The 17,397-nt window shown below is 34.1% G+C and carries 18 protein-coding genes and 1 tRNA gene; 4 read left to right on the forward strand and 15 right to left on the reverse strand.

From position 1 onward, the window contains the following. Positions 1-39: 39 nt before the first annotated feature. The 9 genes from NSR03_RS08675 to NSR03_RS08715 form a co-directional block, all read right to left on the reverse strand. Complete coding sequence (locus NSR03_RS08675; RefSeq protein ID WP_002508248.1) at positions 40-780, reverse strand: alpha/beta hydrolase; 741 nt, start codon at positions 778-780, stop codon at positions 40-42. Positions 781-898: 118 nt separating this feature from the next. Next, on the reverse strand, positions 899-1,132 hold the full coding sequence (gene secG, locus NSR03_RS08680; RefSeq protein WP_002508249.1) for a preprotein translocase subunit SecG: 234 nt from the start codon (positions 1,130-1,132) through the stop codon (positions 899-901). A 68-nt stretch (positions 1,133-1,200) separates the two neighbouring features. Then, a complete protein-coding gene (locus tag NSR03_RS08685; RefSeq protein ID WP_069820709.1) occupies positions 1,201-1,662 on the reverse strand; it encodes a hypothetical protein in 462 nt (153 codons plus the stop codon). A 414-nt stretch (positions 1,663-2,076) separates the two neighbouring features. Next, the gene (gene eno / locus NSR03_RS08690) at positions 2,077-3,381 is read right to left on the reverse strand and encodes a surface-displayed alpha-enolase (protein ID WP_021339867.1); all 1,305 of its coding nucleotides are present in this window, start codon (positions 3,379-3,381) and stop codon (positions 2,077-2,079) included. Between the two features lie 192 nt (positions 3,382-3,573). After that, positions 3,574-5,091 carry a 2,3-bisphosphoglycerate-independent phosphoglycerate mutase gene (gene gpmI, locus NSR03_RS08695; RefSeq protein ID WP_069820708.1) on the reverse strand — a complete coding sequence of 506 codons (1,518 nt, stop codon included), beginning with the start codon at positions 5,089-5,091 and terminating at the stop codon, positions 3,574-3,576. Between the two features lies 1 nt (position 5,092). Then, positions 5,093-5,854: a triose-phosphate isomerase gene (gene tpiA / locus NSR03_RS08700; RefSeq protein WP_002508253.1), complete on the reverse strand. Its 762-nt coding sequence runs from the start codon at positions 5,852-5,854 to the stop codon at positions 5,093-5,095. Positions 5,855-5,931: 77 nt separating this feature from the next. Continuing rightward, a complete protein-coding gene (locus NSR03_RS08705) occupies positions 5,932-7,122 on the reverse strand; it encodes a phosphoglycerate kinase (RefSeq protein WP_002508254.1) in 1,191 nt (396 codons plus the stop codon). A gap of 131 nt (positions 7,123-7,253) precedes the next feature. Continuing rightward, positions 7,254-8,261: a type I glyceraldehyde-3-phosphate dehydrogenase gene (gene gap, locus NSR03_RS08710; RefSeq protein ID WP_002508255.1), complete on the reverse strand. Its 1,008-nt coding sequence runs from the start codon at positions 8,259-8,261 to the stop codon at positions 7,254-7,256. A gap of 53 nt (positions 8,262-8,314) precedes the next feature. Beyond that, complete coding sequence (locus tag NSR03_RS08715) at positions 8,315-9,331, reverse strand: sugar-binding transcriptional regulator (protein WP_069820707.1); 1,017 nt, start codon at positions 9,329-9,331, stop codon at positions 8,315-8,317. A 379-nt stretch (positions 9,332-9,710) separates the two neighbouring features. Between NSR03_RS08715 and NSR03_RS08720 the strand changes: the two genes are divergently transcribed. Then, complete coding sequence (locus NSR03_RS08720; RefSeq protein ID WP_002508257.1) at positions 9,711-9,944, forward strand: hypothetical protein; 234 nt, start codon at positions 9,711-9,713, stop codon at positions 9,942-9,944. A 340-nt stretch (positions 9,945-10,284) separates the two neighbouring features. Here the strand turns inward: NSR03_RS08720 and NSR03_RS08725 are convergent, their stop codons facing one another. Continuing rightward, entirely contained in the window at positions 10,285-10,929 is a 645-nt protein-coding gene (locus NSR03_RS08725; protein ID WP_069820706.1) for a DUF4887 domain-containing protein, read from the reverse strand. An 855-nt stretch (positions 10,930-11,784) separates the two neighbouring features. Here NSR03_RS08725 and NSR03_RS08730 point away from each other — a divergent pair. Beyond that, complete coding sequence (locus NSR03_RS08730) at positions 11,785-12,681, forward strand: TIGR01777 family oxidoreductase (RefSeq protein WP_046465086.1); 897 nt, start codon at positions 11,785-11,787, stop codon at positions 12,679-12,681. Between the two features lie 70 nt (positions 12,682-12,751). On the opposite strand, the gene clpP is transcribed toward NSR03_RS08730, so the two are convergent. Then, positions 12,752-13,336 (reverse strand): ATP-dependent Clp endopeptidase proteolytic subunit ClpP, encoded by a 585-nt coding sequence (gene clpP, locus NSR03_RS08735; RefSeq protein ID WP_002508260.1) that lies wholly within the window; start codon positions 13,334-13,336, stop codon positions 12,752-12,754. Positions 13,337-13,489: 153 nt separating this feature from the next. Here clpP and NSR03_RS08740 point away from each other — a divergent pair. Beyond that, positions 13,490-13,561 (forward strand) — tRNA-Arg (locus NSR03_RS08740). Positions 13,562-14,131: 570 nt separating this feature from the next. On the opposite strand, the gene NSR03_RS08745 is transcribed toward NSR03_RS08740, so the two are convergent. Both NSR03_RS08745 and NSR03_RS08750 read right to left on the reverse strand, forming a co-directional pair. Then, the gene (locus tag NSR03_RS08745; protein ID WP_069812597.1) at positions 14,132-14,545 is read right to left on the reverse strand and encodes a type II toxin-antitoxin system PemK/MazF family toxin; all 414 of its coding nucleotides are present in this window, start codon (positions 14,543-14,545) and stop codon (positions 14,132-14,134) included. After that, positions 14,535-15,044 carry a Panacea domain-containing protein gene (locus NSR03_RS08750; RefSeq protein WP_069812599.1) on the reverse strand — a complete coding sequence of 170 codons (510 nt, stop codon included), beginning with the start codon at positions 15,042-15,044 and terminating at the stop codon, positions 14,535-14,537. The genes NSR03_RS08745 and NSR03_RS08750 overlap by 11 nt, the downstream gene beginning before the upstream one ends. A 721-nt stretch (positions 15,045-15,765) precedes the next feature. Between NSR03_RS08750 and NSR03_RS08755 the strand changes: the two genes are divergently transcribed. Continuing rightward, entirely contained in the window at positions 15,766-16,005 is a 240-nt protein-coding gene (locus tag NSR03_RS08755) for a hypothetical protein (protein WP_002512175.1), read from the forward strand. Positions 16,006-16,257: 252 nt separating this feature from the next. Here NSR03_RS08755 and NSR03_RS08760 read toward each other — a convergent pair whose 3' ends face one another. Together NSR03_RS08760 and NSR03_RS08765 are read right to left on the reverse strand one after the other, a co-directional pair. After that, entirely contained in the window at positions 16,258-16,827 is a 570-nt protein-coding gene (locus tag NSR03_RS08760; protein WP_069820704.1) for a hypothetical protein, read from the reverse strand. A gap of 25 nt (positions 16,828-16,852) precedes the next feature. Then, positions 16,853-17,290 carry a hypothetical protein gene (locus NSR03_RS08765; RefSeq protein WP_069820703.1) on the reverse strand — a complete coding sequence of 146 codons (438 nt, stop codon included), beginning with the start codon at positions 17,288-17,290 and terminating at the stop codon, positions 16,853-16,855. Positions 17,291-17,397: the final 107 nt, after the last annotated feature.

The raw sequence follows: 17,397 nt of genomic DNA on the forward strand, positions 1-17,397 counted from the left end.
TATGCCCCTCCTTTCTTTTTTTAAATAATTCTATAATTTTTATTCAGACCAATCTAATGATTCTAAAAATTGGTATACATCTTCAAATACTAATTCTTTTTCTTTATCAATTGTAATGACATGTCCGGAATTCGCATACCATTTAATATCTTTCTCATCAGATTCGCTCTCATTGTATATAATGTTTGCAGAATCTGTATTGATCATTTGGTCTTGTTCTGCTTGAACGACCAATAATGGATCCATTACTTCGTCCACATGATCTCTTACATCTTGGATTTGTCCTTGAAGCTCTTTTAAAGTTTCTGAAGGTTGAAAAACGTCCATTTCTTTATTAATTGTGGTTTCATCTTTACCTTCATACTTTTTAAAATTGCGGGCATATTCTAGCACACCATCAAACATAGACCCTTCTGTCTTAATGTACATAGGTGAACACATAGTTATAATACCCTTTACATCTCTGTTTAAGCTTAATTTTAATGCATAGCAGCCACCAAGTGACAAACCAGCGACTACAATTTCATCGTATCCTTTTTCGACTAAAAAGTCGTAACCGTCTAATGCTTCTTTAAACCATACAAAAGGACTGGATTTTAATATTTCTTCAGGGGGTGCAGCATGTCCCTCATAGTGAGGCGCATAAGATGTGTACCCTTTTTTCTGTAAGAATCGGCCTAATTGTCTTACATCTGATGAATTCCCAGTGAAACCATGTAATAATAACACAGCTCGGTTTCCTTCTTCAAAAAAGAATGGCTTTGGAAGTTTGATTTGCATCGTGATTCAACCCTTTCGCTTATGCTTGATTTCGAGTTAATTAATTTTTATAAATTTCTTTTTAGCGTACAACATATCTATTATAAATAAAAAAGCCCGACTTTAACATTGTCGGACCTTATAAACCAAAATAACTTATGCCTAACATTAACAAGAAGAAAATGACAGACAATATAATTGTTAATCTATGCAAGAATAAATCGACACCGCGTTGCTTTTGTTTACCAAATAACTGTTCGGCGCCACCACTTATCGCACCTGATAGTCCATTACTTTTACCTTCTTGGAGTAATACAACAGTTACTAATGCAATACATACTAAAACTAAAATAATCATTACTACTGTATGCATGAAAATTGTCCTCCATTCATTATATACGAATAGCATTATACCACACGTTCGTCTTCTTTAGCAAACTACTATCTATTGAACGTACTCTTACGTTTAATAGAAACAGCTAACATATAAATCGCTAATACAAATGACATAATCAATACAACCGTTAATGGAATTAAATTAATTCCTACTTTAACATCTAATATTGCTCCATATACCGGACCGATATTAACTACATTATACAAGATTTGTGAGATGAATACAGCAAACATAAACCACCATAAATAAGTATGTCTATTCCAGATGGCGATGATACCTGCTAAGTTAGCAAATATGTACATTACGCCTGTAAATTGAAAACTATTTTTAATTGTTCCAACAGCATTTTCCGATGGCTTTTGTTCACTATTTAAAAGTAATTGTTTAATTACACTATCATCTAAAACAACAAATAAATGTATTGCATAAAGAATAGCGATGATTAATGAACTATAAGCAATCAGATGAGCCGTTTTTGTTTCTTTTGATTTAGGTTTTACATCCATATAAATTAAGGCTCCTTCTATGATTTACATCTTTAATTATATCAGTTTCATAGTGAAAGATGAACAATTTAAGAAAGTCTTACTATATAAATTATGTGACATAATTTATATAGCCATATTGTAAGGTAGTACTATAAATCTTGTTCGTTTAGCATTTCATCTACCTTCATACTTCCATTTAAGTAGACGTATTCATTAACTTCGCACCACTCAAGTGGACTTCTGGAGGATTACAATAGCTAAAGTTATTGCATAAGAAGACCTAACCACTAAAGTGGACCCTGAGGATTACAATAGCTTTAGCTATTGCATAAGAAGACCTAACCACTAAAGTGGTAAGGTCTTCTTTAAAAAACACGCAAGCCATAAATGACTTGCGTGTTAGCGCGTGAACTCTTTAATTTTTAAGCGGTATTATTTAGATAAGTTATAGAAAGATTTAAGTCCGTCAAACTTAGCAGTTTCGTATAATTCATCTTCAATACGTAATAACTGGTTGTATTTAGCAATACGGTCTGTTCTTGATAATGAACCTGTTTTGATTTGACCAGCATTTGTTGCAACAGCGATATCAGAAATTGAAGTATCTTCTGTTTCACCTGAACGGTGAGAAATAACTGCTGTGTAACCAGCTTTTTGAGCCATTTCAATAGCTTCAAATGTTTCAGTTAAAGTACCGATTTGGTTAACTTTAATTAGAATTGAGTTACCGATACCTTTTTCGATACCTTCTTCTAATTTAACAGTGTTTGTAACGAATAAATCGTCACCTACTAATTGTACACGATCACCGATACGTTCAGTTAATACTTTCCAACCGTCCCAGTCGTTTTCGTCCATACCGTCTTCAATAGAGATGATTGGATATTTGTTAACTAATTCTTCTAAGAAGTCAACTTGTTCTTCAGCATTACGTTTTTTACCATTTTCGCCTTCGAATTTAGCGTAGTTATAAACGCCATCTTCAAAGAACTCAGAAGATGCACAGTCAAAGCCTAAAAATACATCTTTACCTGGTTCTAAACCAACTGCTTTAATTGCTTCTAAAATAGTTTCTACTGCGTCTTCAGTGCCTTCGAATTTAGGAGCGAATCCACCTTCGTCACCAACTGATGTTTCTAAACCACGGTTTTTAAGGATTGATTTTAAGTTGTGGAAAATTTCTGCGCCCCAACGTAATGATTCTTTAAATGTTTCTGCTCCAACTGGTAATACCATGAACTCTTGGAATGCGATTGGTGCATCAGAGTGAGAACCACCATTAACAATGTTCATCATTGGTACTGGTAATTGTGTACCGTTGAATCCACCTAAATATTTGTAAAGTGGTTGGCCTAATAAATCAGCTGCTGCACGAGCTACTGCTAGTGATACACCAAGAATAGCGTTAGCACCTAATTTACCTTTGTTTTCAGTACCATCTAATTGGATCATCATTTTGTCGATAGATACTTGTTCTAGAACTGAAAATTCACCTTCAACTAATTCTGGTGCAATAATTTCGTTTACATTTTCAACTGCTTTAATAACACCTTTACCTAAGTAACGGTCTTTATCACCGTCACGTAATTCTACTGCTTCGTGTTCACCAGTAGAGGCACCTGATGGAACTAATGCGCGACCAAAAGCGCCACTCTCAGTTAATACTTCTACTTCAACTGTTGGGTTACCGCGTGAGTCTAAGACTTCGCGAGCGTAAACATCTGTAATAATTGGCATGTTTATAATCTCCTTTATAAATAAGTAGTTTAGAAATATTAAATTTCATCTTCATTATAGCTTTAAATACTATAAATACAAAGTAATTTAATTCTCTTGTGTTGTTTATAGATGCTACAAATTATCAGAATAAGAAAGCCTTCTATCTTAATTTATAGCATCAATTTTCACTCTAAATTTTAATTCATTAAATTAATGATTGATTAATGATTCACCAGTCATATCTTCTGGTTGGTTTACATTGAGTAAATCTAATAATGTTGGTGCTAAGTCACCTAGACGACCCGTTTCACGCAATGTTACGCCTTCTTTAGTAACGATAACTGGAACTGGATTCGTCGTATGTGTAGTCATAGGTTTATCATCATCTGTTAATACCATGTCTGAGTTACCATGATCTGCAGTAACGATAGCATGACCACCCATTTCTGTAATCTTATCAACCACTTCGCCTAGACATTCGTCTACAGCTTCTATTGCTTTAATCGTTGGTTCAAGCATACCACTATGTCCAACCATGTCAGGGTTAGCAAAGTTTAATAAGATTAAATCTAAGTCACCTTTATTTAATTCTTCAATTAATGCATCTTTAACTTCATATGCACTCATTTCTGGTTTAAGGTCGTAAGTTGCAACTTTTGGTGAGTCGATTAGACGACGACGTTCACCTTCAAATTCAGCATTACGTCCACCACTCATGAAATAAGTGACATGTGGGAATTTTTCTGTTTCTGCAATACGCAATTGTTTTAAACCATTGTTTTGAACAACTTCACCGATAGTATTTGTTAAATCAACTTTTTCAAAAACGATTTCTGCTTTCACATTGTCGTTATATTTTGTAAATGTTGCATAAAATAAATCGTCAATTTGTTCAACTTTGAAACCTTCGAAAGCTTTGTCTGTAAATATTTCAGAAAGTTGTCCTGCTCTGTCTGGACGGAAGTTATAAAAAACAACTGCGTCGCCATCATTCACACCGTCATTTTGATCTTTTACGATAAATGGTTCAACAAACTCGTCTGTTAAATCTTTCTCGTAGTTAGCTTCGACACCAGCTTTAGCTGATTCAAAAGTTTCACCTTTAAAATTACGGATTGCATTATAAGCTTTTTCTTCTCTATCCCAACGTTTATCACGATCCATTGCGTAATAACGTCCTGAAACAGATGCAAATTGGCCAATGCCAAGTTCATCGAATTTAGCTTGCGTTTCTTCGATATATTTTAGTGATGATTTTTGATCTACGTCACGTCCATCTAAGAATGCGTGAACATAGACTTTCTCAACACCTTGCTTTTTAGCTAATTCTAATAATGCGAATAAGTGTTTATAATGACTATGAACACCACCATCAGATAATAAGCCAAAGAGATGCAGGGCTGAATTATTGTCTTTAACGTGTTGAATTGCGTTGTTTAATACTTCATTATCAAAGAAATCACCGTCTTCGATAGATTTATTGATACGCGTTAAACTTTGATAAACTACACGTCCAGCACCAATATTCATATGACCAACTTCTGAATTACCCATTTGACCTTCAGGAAGACCAACATCTAAACCACTTGCTTCGATTTGCGTTGTTGGATATTTACTGTAGTAACGGTCGAAATTAGGCTTATTAGCTAGTTTTACAGCATTACCATGTTCTGTTTCTCTGTTTGCAAAACCATCTAAAATAATTAATGCAGTTGGTTGTTTCGCCATATTATTTTGCACCTTCTAACAATTGTACAAAATCATCCACTTTAAGTGATGCGCCGCCTACTAATGCGCCATCGATGTCTGATTGAGCCATGTATTCTTTAATGTTGTTAGGTTTAACACTACCACCATATTGAATACGAGTTGCATCTGCTACTGTTTGACTAGATAACTCAGCAACTGTTTCTCTTACAAATGCACACATTTCGTTAGCATCTTCAGAAGTTGATGATTTACCAGTACCGATAGCCCAGATTGGTTCATAAGCAATAACTACTTGTTGTAATTGCTCTTCAGATAAACCTTCTACTGCTTTTTTCACTTGGTTGCCTACAACTTCGTTTGCTTTTCCACTTTCGCGTTCTTCATCAGTTTCGCCAACACAAATGATTGGTGTCATGCCATGGTTAAATACAGCATGTGCTTTTTTGTTAATGTCTTCGTCAGTTTCTTTGAAGATTTCACGACGTTCTGAATGTCCAATAACAACATATTTAACACCAAGGTCTGCTAATGCAGCTGGAGAAGTTTCACCAGTAAATGCGCCATTATCTTCGAAGTAAGCATTTTGAGCACCGATTTGTAATCCTTGTGCTTTACCATCATTTACTAAAGTAACTAATGCGTCTAATTGAATTGCTGGTGCACAAATTACAGATTCTACTTCTTTAGTATCTGGTAATGTTGGTAATGCATTAACGAAATCTTTAGCTTCTTGAACTGTTTTATTCATTTTCCAGTTACCTGCGATAATTGGTTTTCTCATTATATAACACTCCTATTAGTAATTTATGATTAATATTTTAAACGCTATAATCATGTCTTGCATATTTAGTCGTGCAATTATTTGTTAGCAATTGCGATAACGCCCGGTAGCTCTTTACCTTCAAGGTATTCTAATGAAGCGCCGCCACCAGTTGAAATGTGACTGAAGTCATCTGCATATCCTAATGAAATTGCTGCTGCAGCTGAATCGCCGCCACCGATAATTGTGTTAGCATCTTTTAATTCAGCGATTGCTTCACAAATACCAATCGTACCTTTAGCAAAGTTACTTAATTCAAATACACCCATTGGTCCGTTCCATATAACTGTATGCGCACCTTGTAATTGTTCTTTAAATAATTCTACTGTTTTCGGACCAACATCCATTGCTTCTTGATCAGCTGGGATATCATCAATAGATACTTCTGTGATTTCAGCGTCATTTGAGAATTCTTTAGCAATTTTACAATCTACTGGTAATACAATTTGATCGCCAGCACGGTCTAATAATTCTTTAGCAAAGTCAACTTTATCTTCTTCTAATAATGATAAGCCAATTTCTTTACCTTGCGCTTTGAAGAATGTGTACGACATTCCGCCACCGATAAGTACTTTGTCAGCAATTTTCAATAAGTTCGTGATGACACCAATTTTGTCAGAAACTTTAGCGCCACCTAAAATTGCAACTACAGGTTTATCAGGGTTTTCAACTACGCCACCGATATATTTAATTTCTTTTTCCATTAAGAATCCTGCAACTGTTTCTAAATTAGATGCGATACCAACGTTAGACGCGTGCTCACGGTGAGCTGTACCGAAAGCATCATTTACGAATACATCGCCAAGTGAAGCCCAGTATTTGCCTAAGTCAGAATCATTTTTAGATTCTTTTTTACCCTCAACGTCTTCATAACGTGTATTTTCAACTAAAAGTACATCGCCTTCGTTAAGTGCTTTAACAGATTCTTCTAGTTTTTCGCCGCGTGTTTCAGGTACAAACACAACATCTTTACCTAATTTTTCAGTTAATGCTGTAGCCACTGGTTTTAAAGTTAATTCTGCTTTATCACTTTCTTCTTTAACTTTACCTAGGTGAGAGAATAATACTACTTTTCCACCTTGCTCAATAATATGTTTTATTGTTGGTAATGCTTGAACGATACGGTTATCATCAGTGATTTCGCCGTCTTTCATTGGTACGTTAAAATCTGCACGTACAAGTACAGTTTTACCTTTTAATTCTATGTCAGTTACAATTTTTTTAGCCATATAAGCTTCCTCCTCTGAATGGAACAATAAAGTAAAATAAGCGGAGAAGCGATGTGCTCCCCGCTTACTCCTAAGCTTATTGTTTAAATTTAACAACATTTAAGCTTGTTAAATTAATTTTTTAATCCGAATTATTTAGATTGGTCAGCTAAATATTCTAAAGTACGAACTAATTGTGAAGTGTAAGACATTTCGTTATCATACCAAGCAGCTATTTTAACTAATTGGTGATCTCCAACTGTCATAACACGAGTTTGTGTTGCATCGAATAATGAACCGTAAGTCATACCGATTACGTCAGAAGAAACGATTTCGTCTTCAGTGTAACCAAATGATTCGTCTGAAGCATTTTTCATTGCTGCGTTAACGTCTTCAACGCTTACGTCTTTTTCTAATACAACTGTAAGTTCAGTTAATGAACCAGTAGCAACTGGAACACGTTGAGCGCCACCGTCTAATTTACCATCGATTTCAGGGATTACTAAACCAATTGCTTTAGCAGCACCTGTTGAGTTAGGGATGATGTTTTCAGCAGCTGCACGTGCACGGCGTTTGTCGCCTTTTCTGTGTGGAGCATCTTGAGTACTTTGGTCACCAGTATATGCGTGAATAGTAGTCATGAAACCTTCAACTAAGCCGAAGTCGTCATTTAAAACTTTAGCTACTGGAGCTAATGAGTTAGTAGTACATGAAGCACCTGAAACAACTGTTTCTGAACCATCTAATTCACTGTGGTTAGTGTTATAAACGATTGTTTTTAAGTCGCCTGTTGCTGGTGCAGAGATTAATACTTTTTTAGCGCCAGCGTCAATGTGAGCTTCTGCTTTTTCTTTATCAGCGAAGAAACCAGTACATTCTAAAACAACATCGATGTCTAAGTCTTTCCAAGGTAATTTACTTGGTTCAGGTTCTGAGAATGATTTAACTTCTTGTCCATTTACACGGAATCCGTCTTTTTCTACTTCAACTTCTCCTGTGAAGCGACCTTGTGTAGTGTCATATTTTAATAAATGAGCTAACATTTCGTCATCTGTTAAATCGTTAACTGCTACTACGTCAATACCTTCTACGTCTTGAATTCTTCTAAATGCTAAACGTCCAATTCTACCAAAACCATTAATTGCTACTTTAACTGCCATTATAATGGCCTCCTTTAAAATGATATTTAAAAAGTGTATTTCCCCTTTTATTACTATTGTTTTGCGATTACTCTTGCCGCAGCTTCGTCTGTGATTAATACAGTGTTATTGGGTGCAATTGAAAGGTAAGCTTTAATAGCTTCTCCTTTTGATTTACCCCCAGCTACGGCAAAGATAAACTTCTTCGACTCAAGGTCTTCTAATTGTAGTCCAATCGTTTTCACTTTATGGACAATGTCACCTTGATCATCGAAATAATATCCAAATGCTTCTCCCGAGGCATTGTGATGTTGAAGTTTCTCTATAACTTCACTAGGTGATTGACGTCTTCGCGCCATCTTCAGCGCATCACCAATGCCGTGGATCGTAATATTGGATTCCTTAATTTTCTCAAGTGAATGGATAACTGATGGTTCTAACATAAGCGTATTATATGTTGTCTCACTTACATTATCTGGTACATATAGTGTTGTATAATCACCGTTCGTTTGCTGCGCCATACTTGCAGCAATCGTATTCGCTTGATATACAACATTTTCACCAAGTCCTCCACGTGCAGGTACGAATAATACGTTGTACGGTTGCTTGTGCATGGCTTCGCTAACATATGCCATCGTTGAACCACCAGTCACAGAAACTATTGCATGTTCGTAAAGAACATCTTCTACAAGTTGTCCCGCCTGACGTGACAACTCAATCTTAACTGTTTTATCAGCATCTGTATCGCCAGGTATGACGTAAACCTCTTTGATGTTGTACTGCTCTTTAATAACTTGCGCAAGATGATGATCGTCTGAATAAATATTGAAATAGCTATTCAATTGACGAATCGTTGTTTCACCTGCTTCAGTTATTTCCATACCTGTTGGTTTAACTTTGATAAGTTCTTGTTTCTTCAATATATCTGTTTCTGAACGCAGTACACGTTCAGTCAAATCCATGTATTCACTTAAACTTCGTCTACCTACGGGTTGATGCTTGGAGATAGTAGTGAGTATTGAAAAACGACGATACATCTTTTCAACAATTTCTGGAACTAACTTTTGTTGAATTTTTATCAAGTCCTTCACTACTATCCACCTCCATTTCCATTTAAAGGGTCAAGTTCTAACCATAGATTGACTTTTTACGTCCCTGGTGGGACAAAAAAATATAACCTCTTATAACAGCAATACTACTACTATATTTTTAAAATTGCAAGAGAAATACCTATCTATTAATTATTAACTATTGACCATTAAAATTTTTGTTACTTTTGTAACTACCTACAATAATTTATTACCCGTTAAAAACATCAATTAATCATTCATACTTATTATTTTTTTATAGTACATACTATAATATAAACACATATTATTCACATTCTTATGCTTTTACAAGCGTGAATGATTGAATGGTTGTCCTATTATCATTAAAATAGTTTTATAATACTATTTTGGAGGAAAAACTATGTCACAAAAAGATCAACCAGAGGTTATCGATCCGGATGACCAACGATATAAGGACCCAGATCATTTTAATAAGCATAGTCAAAAACCATACGCTGGTACACACCAACACCAATCATATAATTATACAAAAAATATCGGTTGTGGTTGTGGCCCATTCGGTTGTTTGAGTGGTTGCATTACCTTAATACTCTTGTCATCGCTCCTTACTTTCTTATTAAACTTCCTATTTTAATTCAATTTGATTCACATTAGCTTTTATTTTATTTGAAATTATAAGCACCCTGCGCTTCAAGTTAATTAAAATAAAGTCTGCGTTTGTCTTTATAAGGGGTCAACTAATTACTAATGATGAATGATTGATTGGTTTAAAAAATGACAACGCTTTGGTCTGACTCCTTCAAGAAAAATCCTAGCTGAATACTATAGACTAAGGCTATGACTGCAGAAATAGCATAGAAAAACGCCAGCAAAGTCGTAGTCTTTGTTGACAATATAAAAGAAGCACCCGTGAGAACGAGTGCTTCTTTTTAATAGCTTATACAATTATATTTACTAAACCGTTATGAACAACTTTAATCTTCTTCTGATGAATTCGAGTTACTATTTTGTGTTGATCTTTCTTGTGTGTCAGCTTGACTACTTCTTTCTTCTGTTGAAGGTTCAGGTGTTTGCTCTTCAGTTGAAGGTTCTGAAGTTTTTTCTTCTGTAGATGGCTCAGGTGTTTTTTCCTCTGTTGTACGCTCTTCAGTCGTGCGTTCTTCTGTAGTGCGTTCTTCTGTAGTACGTTCCTCTGTAGTTTGCTCTTCGGTAGAGCGTTCTTCAGTTGTTTCTTCTTTTGTTTTCTCAGGAGAGTCTTTTTCTTCTTCTGTTGTACGTTCGGCTGTTGCAGGTTGTTTTGTTTGTTGTTGAGTTTGTTGTGTCTGCTGTGTTTGTTGCGTAGTTGGAGCTTGCTGAGTTTGTTGTTGGGTTTGTTGCGTTTCTTGTGACTCTTCTGTTGATTTCTCTTTTTCCTTATCTTTTTCTTCTTTAGCCTTTTCTTTTTTCTTATCTTTTTCTTCTTGCTTTTGATCAGCTAAACGTTCGTCGGCTTGTTTCGAATGATCTACAAAGGCAAAAATGGCAAAAACTAATCCACCTACTAATAACAAGACAATAATCGTACTCACAATTTTTGCAAAACTGCTCATTTTCTTGTTATTTTGATTATGCTTTGGCATAAGCTCCCCTCACTTCAATTTATATCATAACTTTTATATTTATTCTAAATGTACTTTCATTAACAAATGTATATTTTACACTATTTTTTATACTAATCAAACCGATTAACTATTTTTTAATATGGCTGTTATCTTGATGTCATATCTGTTGTAAAATACAACTATGCTTTAACATTTTATGATTCAGTATAATATTAATCTAAATCAAACTATATTTTCAATACTTTTATTTAATTTCAATTGTTACTTTACATGTTTCACTATTATCATAACAGGATGTGAGCTAAATATGAATAAACATGATTTATTAAATGATTTTGAGCAGCAGGGTCACCCTAACAAAAAAGGCCTTCGTCAATTGATGGTTGAAAATGACAACTATGAACCAAAGCCTACTTCCAAGAAACGTAATCTTTTCTTTAGTTTTATTATTTTCCTTCTATTAGTTATTTTCAGTCTAATATTTCTTTTCATCTAATAGTAAAGCATTAAAAAATTTATTAGGGATACGTTTATATAAGCAATTTATAAATAAAAAGATAGTTATAAATCTTTAATTACGTTAGCATATAAATATAGGCCTATACGATAATCGCATAGGCCACTACTAAAGGGAGTCAAAATTTTACCTTCGTTGGTATATTATGGGGTATACTCGAAATAATTAAGAGATGATTAATTAATATCGAAGGTACCCTTATTATAACGGTATCCAATATTATTTTAAATACTTCTTAAGATGACTAAATGACATATTCTTGAACAATTTTCGAAAGAATTATGTCAGAAAAATTTAGCTTGAGTCGTTTTTTAATCATTACAGTCTAAAGCATTACTATTTTATGAGGTGATATAATGAAACATTATTTAATAACAGGTGGCACAGGTATGGTTGGTACCCAACTCGTTGAAGCTATCAAGCAAAGTGACGCGCATATAACAATTCTTACTAGACAAGACAAATCAACTTCACACCCAAAAATAACATACGTTAATTGGTCTAAAACGAATTGGGAATCTCAAATTCCTGATATTGACATCGTTATTAATCTTGCAGGTGCAAGCTTAATGAAACGTTGGACAAAAGAACATAAACAAGCAATTATGTTGAGCCGCTTACAGTCTACGCAAGCATTATTCGACTTGTTTAAAAACCGCAAACAAAAACCTTCAGTATTCTTTAATGCGAGTGCAGTTGGTTATTACAAGCCAGATTACGATCGAACTTATACAGAATTATATAAATCGCTCCCTTTTGATTTCTTATCAGAAGTAGTTTACCAATGGGAACGTCGCGCACGTCAGTTTGAATCATTAGGCACACGTGTTGTGATTGGTAGATTTGGCATGATCCTAGCAGAAGATGGAGGCGCCTTACCTTTGATGAAACTACCATATGAATTTTACCTTGGTGGTAAACTCGGTTCAGGTAGACAATGGTATTCTTGGATTCATTTAGATGATTTAACAAGAGCCATACTCTATACAATTAACAACGAAAATGCACATGGCGTTTTCAACTTTACAGCGCCTATTGTTGAACATCAAAATTTATTTGGCTATACATTGGCACGCGTCACACATCGTCCCCATTTCACTTGGGTACCAGCATTAGCCTTAAGATTAGCTTTAGGCCAAATGTCTACAGTTGTATTGGACACACAAAAAGTAATTCCAAATAAATTACAGGCTATAGACTTTAAATTTAAATATCCAGATTTAAAAATAGCTTTAGAAGATTTAGTAGAATAATGATTAAAAAAAGACAAGCCACATGATGTGGCTTGTCTTTTTTAATTAAGCTTTTATATTAATTTTAGCGTTATGCTTCAGGAACCATAACTTGGTCAACTAGACCGTATTCTTTAGCTTCTTCAGCTGATAAGAAATTATCACGATCTGTATCTTTTTCAATTTTTTCAATTGACTGACCAGTACGCTCTGCTAAAATTTGGTTTAATTTGGCACGTGTCTTAAGAATATGATTCGCAGCAATTTCAATTTCTGTTGCTTGACCTTGCGCACCACCAAGTGGTTGGTGAATCATTACTTCAGCATTTGGTAAAGCAAAACGTTTACCTTTTGCTCCTGCTGCAAGTAGGAATGAACCCATTGAGGCAGCCATACCAATACAGATTGTTTGTACATCTGGTTTAATGTGTTGAATTGTATCATAAATTGCAAATCCAGCCGTCACACTTCCGCCTGGCGAATTGATATAAAGATAGATATCTTTTTCAGCATCTTGTGCTTGTAGGAATAATAATTGTGAAACAATAGAGTTTGCTACATTATCATCGATTTGTGAACCTAACATAATAATACGGTCTTTTAATAAACGTGAGTAAATGTCATATGCACGTTCCCCACGGTTTGTTGTTTCAATTACTGTAGGTATTAAATTCATTAATATTGCCTCCTCATTTCTAATTGATAAATTTATTTTAACTCAAAAGTCAAATATGGTCAAAAATTAAAGCTCGAAATTTCACGAAACTTACATTATTCTTATTGACCGTTACTTCTAAGATTTGTACACTTGTATTAGCGTGTTTTTTAACCCCTCGTAGTGTAATGGATAACACATAAGATTCCGGTTCTTAAAATGGGGGTTCGATTCCCTTCGAGGGGACTAATAGTATATAATTAAACACCTTTTGAATCCAAGACCTTTGTTATATCAAGGGTCTTTTTATTTTGCTATGCCATAGCGTACCATATAAAACTAATTTTCAGGGACTCTTTGGGGACTCTTAAATTTATTTGCGAAATAATTTTTAAATATTTCAATGAATACGCTATACCTAACATTGCTAATTTCTATTTTTAGTGTTTTTTAATTTCTCTAAATATTTTCTTTAATAATGATTAACTTATAAATTAAAAGACACCTCATAAGAGATGTCTACGTGAAACATAAAAGTAGGAAAGAGCTATCCTGAAAACAATATACCATATATTTAAATTGAATAAAACAGAAAAAAAGACACCCTTTAAAGGATGTCTAGCGAAATAATATGATAGTTAAGCGAAACCACAAGATTATATTATCAGAATATTAAATCTATTACAACGAGTATATAAAAAAGACAACCTATTATGGATATAGGCTGTCTAAATACTAAAAGGACTTCTTAAATATTAAAGGAAATAAAGAAGTATCTATAATATAACATAAAAAAACATCAGTTGATGAGTATTTTTAGAATAAAGTTTTATTAAATTTAACCCAAGCATCATTTATCTCTTTGTACTTAATAGGATAAATTTTGCAAATATCATCATTTCCTTTTTCATTTAAAATATCATTCGAATTAACAGTAGTAGGCTTATGTACTCGCACATAACAATTAGAATAAGTTATGTGCTTTAAATTAGGACAATGGTTACAACCTATATTAATATCAAAATCGGCATTTAAATTATCCTTGTTAGAAACTGAAGAAATAGGAAAGGCAGTGAAGTCTGTTTGGAAACTATCCCTTTCTGAACCTATTATCAACATCGGCCTAACTTTAAACTGTTTTCTTTGAGTTCGGCTATCGTAGTATGGGAATCTAGATTTAATAATCTTATTTATATAATCACTAGGTTGTCTTTGATTGTTAGAGGCCAAAATGCATATTCTCCTCATCTGCATCTTCAAATTCATCTATATACATATCATACAAGTGGTCGTATAACCTGACATTTTCAGCATCTTTTTTTATATCTTTTAGTTTAATCAAATTATTCCCTTTTTCATTCTCAGATAGCCCTTTTCTACTTTTCTTCCACGATGCTTCTTTGTGACTTAAATTAGCTATATACCAAGGTTCATATTTACCATATCGAGTTACTGTGTTATCAATAATATACTTTGACGTTTCGTCTAAATCTATTGTGGTTTTTGTTTGATCTTCTTCAAAAAAGTGTCGAATTTCTGTTAACACAGGGCCATACTGCCAACCTTCAAATTGATTTTCAAATAAAGGTTCGCCTGTAATAGCAATAGCCTCTCTCTGAGCAAAATACATTAATTTTTGTAATTTAAGTTCACTTTTTTCAAACTCAGCATTATTATTTATTTCATATGATTTTATTAAATATTTGGCTATTTCTTTAATCTCAGTCATAAAATCACCTCTCTAATACATCTCTACTTCATAGTACCCTATTTATATTATATGTAAATAGTTTATACATATTTTATTAAAAATAGGGCAAGCACATAAGTGCCTACCCTACAAATATTTAAACGTAACAACAATATGTCTAACAACAATTGTAGTTATATATACCACGTTATGTTATTTATTAAACAAAAAACACTACTTGGACAGAGTAGTGTTATCCTGCAATAGGAAGCGTTGGAATGTTACACTCCGTCAATAGTTTTACCCTTTAATTTTATATTTTAACCCTTTAAAGACAACAAAAGAAGACACCTCTTAAAGAGATGTCCCTAATAACTCTTGGTGGGTAAATTTATGACAGAAAATACCTATTACACATATTATCAAAATGTTTTGTATACTACAACAAATAATAAAGAATCACTTCAATAAGAGATAGCTCACACTATAGTTAGAGTCTTAATGATAGTTTAATAACACTTTTTTGCACGTTAATTCTGTTATGTAAAGTAATTTTATGTAATGGAAGCTCTTTACTTAAACCTTCAAAAACTACTCTATTATAGGAAATCATACTTTAGTATAATTTATTGCGTCTTCAGTATATGTTACGGTAGTCTTATGATACATATCTCGACAGTATCAAAATTTAAAATGCTCTTCACTGGCTCACTTATATAAGTGGGCTTTTTTATTCTATGCTATTAAGGAAGTTTTATTTATGGGTAGCTTTATGATTTATGGGGTTTATGCCTTTTTCTGTATTTTGCTGTTGCTGGTATTTTTAAGTTTAGTATTTGACACTAACAAATTTGGAATAGGCATAATGTTAAGCAGTATTGTACTAATCATTTTTGCCATTTTAGCAATATACCTAGCAAGTACAAATCAAAATAGAGAAAATATAAATCCCCTGCAATATGATGCAGGGGAAAAATTTAGAAAAAGCCTTTCTTTGTAAAAATAAGAGCCTAACCTCATTTGAGGCTGGGCTCTTTTAAAATTGTATCAGAATACTCATATAACGTCATAGCTTTTTTAAATGTTACGTTTTCAAGTTTAACCTCGCCACGTCACAGTTTACTTATAAGTGAACGTTGCAGGCCTGTTATTGCCTGTATTCTGTTAGCTGGTACGTTTGACTCTAATACTTCATTTATGCGCTCTGTGAGCCGTTGAGTAGTTTCTGTCATCGCCTGCACTTCACATGTGTCTATTCTTCAATTGTTTCGCGTTTTGGCTCTTCAGGTTCAACCACCTTATGTTTAGATCCTACCTCTCGTTGCGCTTGTTCTGTCGGTGTCTGTTGAGTTTGTTGAGTTTCTTGCTTGTTAGGAACTTGTTGAGTTTGTTGAGTTTCTTGCTCTTGTTGTTCTCTTTGTTTTTGCTGTTCCTGCTGTCTTTTTCTAAGTTCTTCTTTTTCTTTCTCAGTTTCAGGTGGCGTAATCAATGCGGTGCCACCTCGTTTGTCCGGTTGTGGTTGTTTTTCTGCTTTTCTTTGCTTTTGCATTTCTCTATTAAACTCTATTTGTTGTTTTGAACTTGCGCCAGAAGATGTCGGCAAGTCCTCTTTTTGTGCCGCAGCTGATTGATCGTCCTGTTGGGTTTCTTCACTTTCTTGTTCCTTTTGCTTTGTTGATGTCTTGTCTTGTTTCTGCTTTTCTTGTGTTTGAGTATTCTGCTTTCCCTCGTTTTTCTGTTCTTTGTCCTCTGTTTCTGCTTTACTGCAACCTGCTAACATCAAAACCAGTGCAGGTATAACTAAAAATATTAGTTTCTTCATGCTTTACATATCCTCCTATTTAAAATTATTGTGCCCATCCTTGGTCAAAGTTTAGTTCGTTTGCATGTTGTGTTGCGTAGTCATCTAGTTGTGATTGTAGTTCGTGCATCTCGTCTGCATCAGCGCCTTGACTTGCTCTTTCTTTCATATGGTGTATTAACCCGTCGTATTGACCTTGTATGTACTGGATATCTGACTTACCTTGTTTAATATCTTGTACGGAATCTTGTGAACCTTGTTGTGGCTGTTCTTGTTCTTGTGATGGTATTGTTGCTGGTGCAGTTTGTTGCGGTTGTTCTTGTGTTGATTGGTTACCTTGTTGCGATGTAGAAGTGTCCTCAATTTTTTCAGTTTGTTGTGGTTGTTCTTTATCTACAGGCTTAAGCTCTTTATATGCATAAATTCCTGTGAGTGATAATGCTATAATTACAACTGATGTAATGAATCCTGCAAAAAATTTCATTTAATTTATCCCCCCTAGTATATATGTAGAAGACTTGCCTCTCTTGACTACAAATATAATTATTAATGGTTAATCACAATATTGCAACATCATTTCTGTGTGTTTAT

The organism is Staphylococcus sp. FSL W8-1207 (genome assembly GCF_038003745.1).
GTDB classification, from domain to species: Bacteria; Bacillota; Bacilli; order Staphylococcales; family Staphylococcaceae; genus Staphylococcus; species Staphylococcus equorum.

What these genes read in the sequence shown, in the direction of transcription:
- NSR03_RS08675 (WP_002508248.1), bottom strand. Translation starts at nt 780, where the DNA reads ATGCAAATCAAACTTCCAAAGCCATTCTTTTTTGAAGAAGGAAACCGA.
- secG (WP_002508249.1), bottom strand. Translation starts at nt 1,132, where the DNA reads ATGCATACAGTAGTAATGATTATTTTAGTTTTAGTATGTATTGCATTA.
- NSR03_RS08685 (WP_069820709.1), bottom strand. Translation starts at nt 1,662, where the DNA reads ATGGATGTAAAACCTAAATCAAAAGAAACAAAAACGGCTCATCTGATT.
- eno (WP_021339867.1), bottom strand. Translation starts at nt 3,381, where the DNA reads ATGCCAATTATTACAGATGTTTACGCTCGCGAAGTCTTAGACTCACGC.
- gpmI (WP_069820708.1), bottom strand. Translation starts at nt 5,091, where the DNA reads ATGGCGAAACAACCAACTGCATTAATTATTTTAGATGGTTTTGCAAAC.
- tpiA (WP_002508253.1), bottom strand. Translation starts at nt 5,854, where the DNA reads ATGAGAAAACCAATTATCGCAGGTAACTGGAAAATGAATAAAACAGTT.
- NSR03_RS08705 (WP_002508254.1), bottom strand. Translation starts at nt 7,122, where the DNA reads ATGGCTAAAAAAATTGTAACTGACATAGAATTAAAAGGTAAAACTGTA.
- gap (WP_002508255.1), bottom strand. Translation starts at nt 8,261, where the DNA reads ATGGCAGTTAAAGTAGCAATTAATGGTTTTGGTAGAATTGGACGTTTA.
- NSR03_RS08720 (WP_002508257.1), top strand. Translation starts at nt 9,711, where the DNA reads ATGTCACAAAAAGATCAACCAGAGGTTATCGATCCGGATGACCAACGA.
- NSR03_RS08725 (WP_069820706.1), bottom strand. Translation starts at nt 10,929, where the DNA reads ATGCCAAAGCATAATCAAAATAACAAGAAAATGAGCAGTTTTGCAAAA.
- NSR03_RS08730 (WP_046465086.1), top strand. Translation starts at nt 11,785, where the DNA reads ATGAAACATTATTTAATAACAGGTGGCACAGGTATGGTTGGTACCCAA.
- clpP (WP_002508260.1), bottom strand. Translation starts at nt 13,336, where the DNA reads ATGAATTTAATACCTACAGTAATTGAAACAACAAACCGTGGGGAACGT.
- NSR03_RS08750 (WP_069812599.1), bottom strand. Translation starts at nt 15,044, where the DNA reads ATGACTGAGATTAAAGAAATAGCCAAATATTTAATAAAATCATATGAA.
- NSR03_RS08755 (WP_002512175.1), top strand. Translation starts at nt 15,766, where the DNA reads ATGGGTAGCTTTATGATTTATGGGGTTTATGCCTTTTTCTGTATTTTG.
- NSR03_RS08760 (WP_069820704.1), bottom strand. Translation starts at nt 16,827, where the DNA reads ATGAAGAAACTAATATTTTTAGTTATACCTGCACTGGTTTTGATGTTA.
- NSR03_RS08765 (WP_069820703.1), bottom strand. Translation starts at nt 17,290, where the DNA reads ATGAAATTTTTTGCAGGATTCATTACATCAGTTGTAATTATAGCATTA.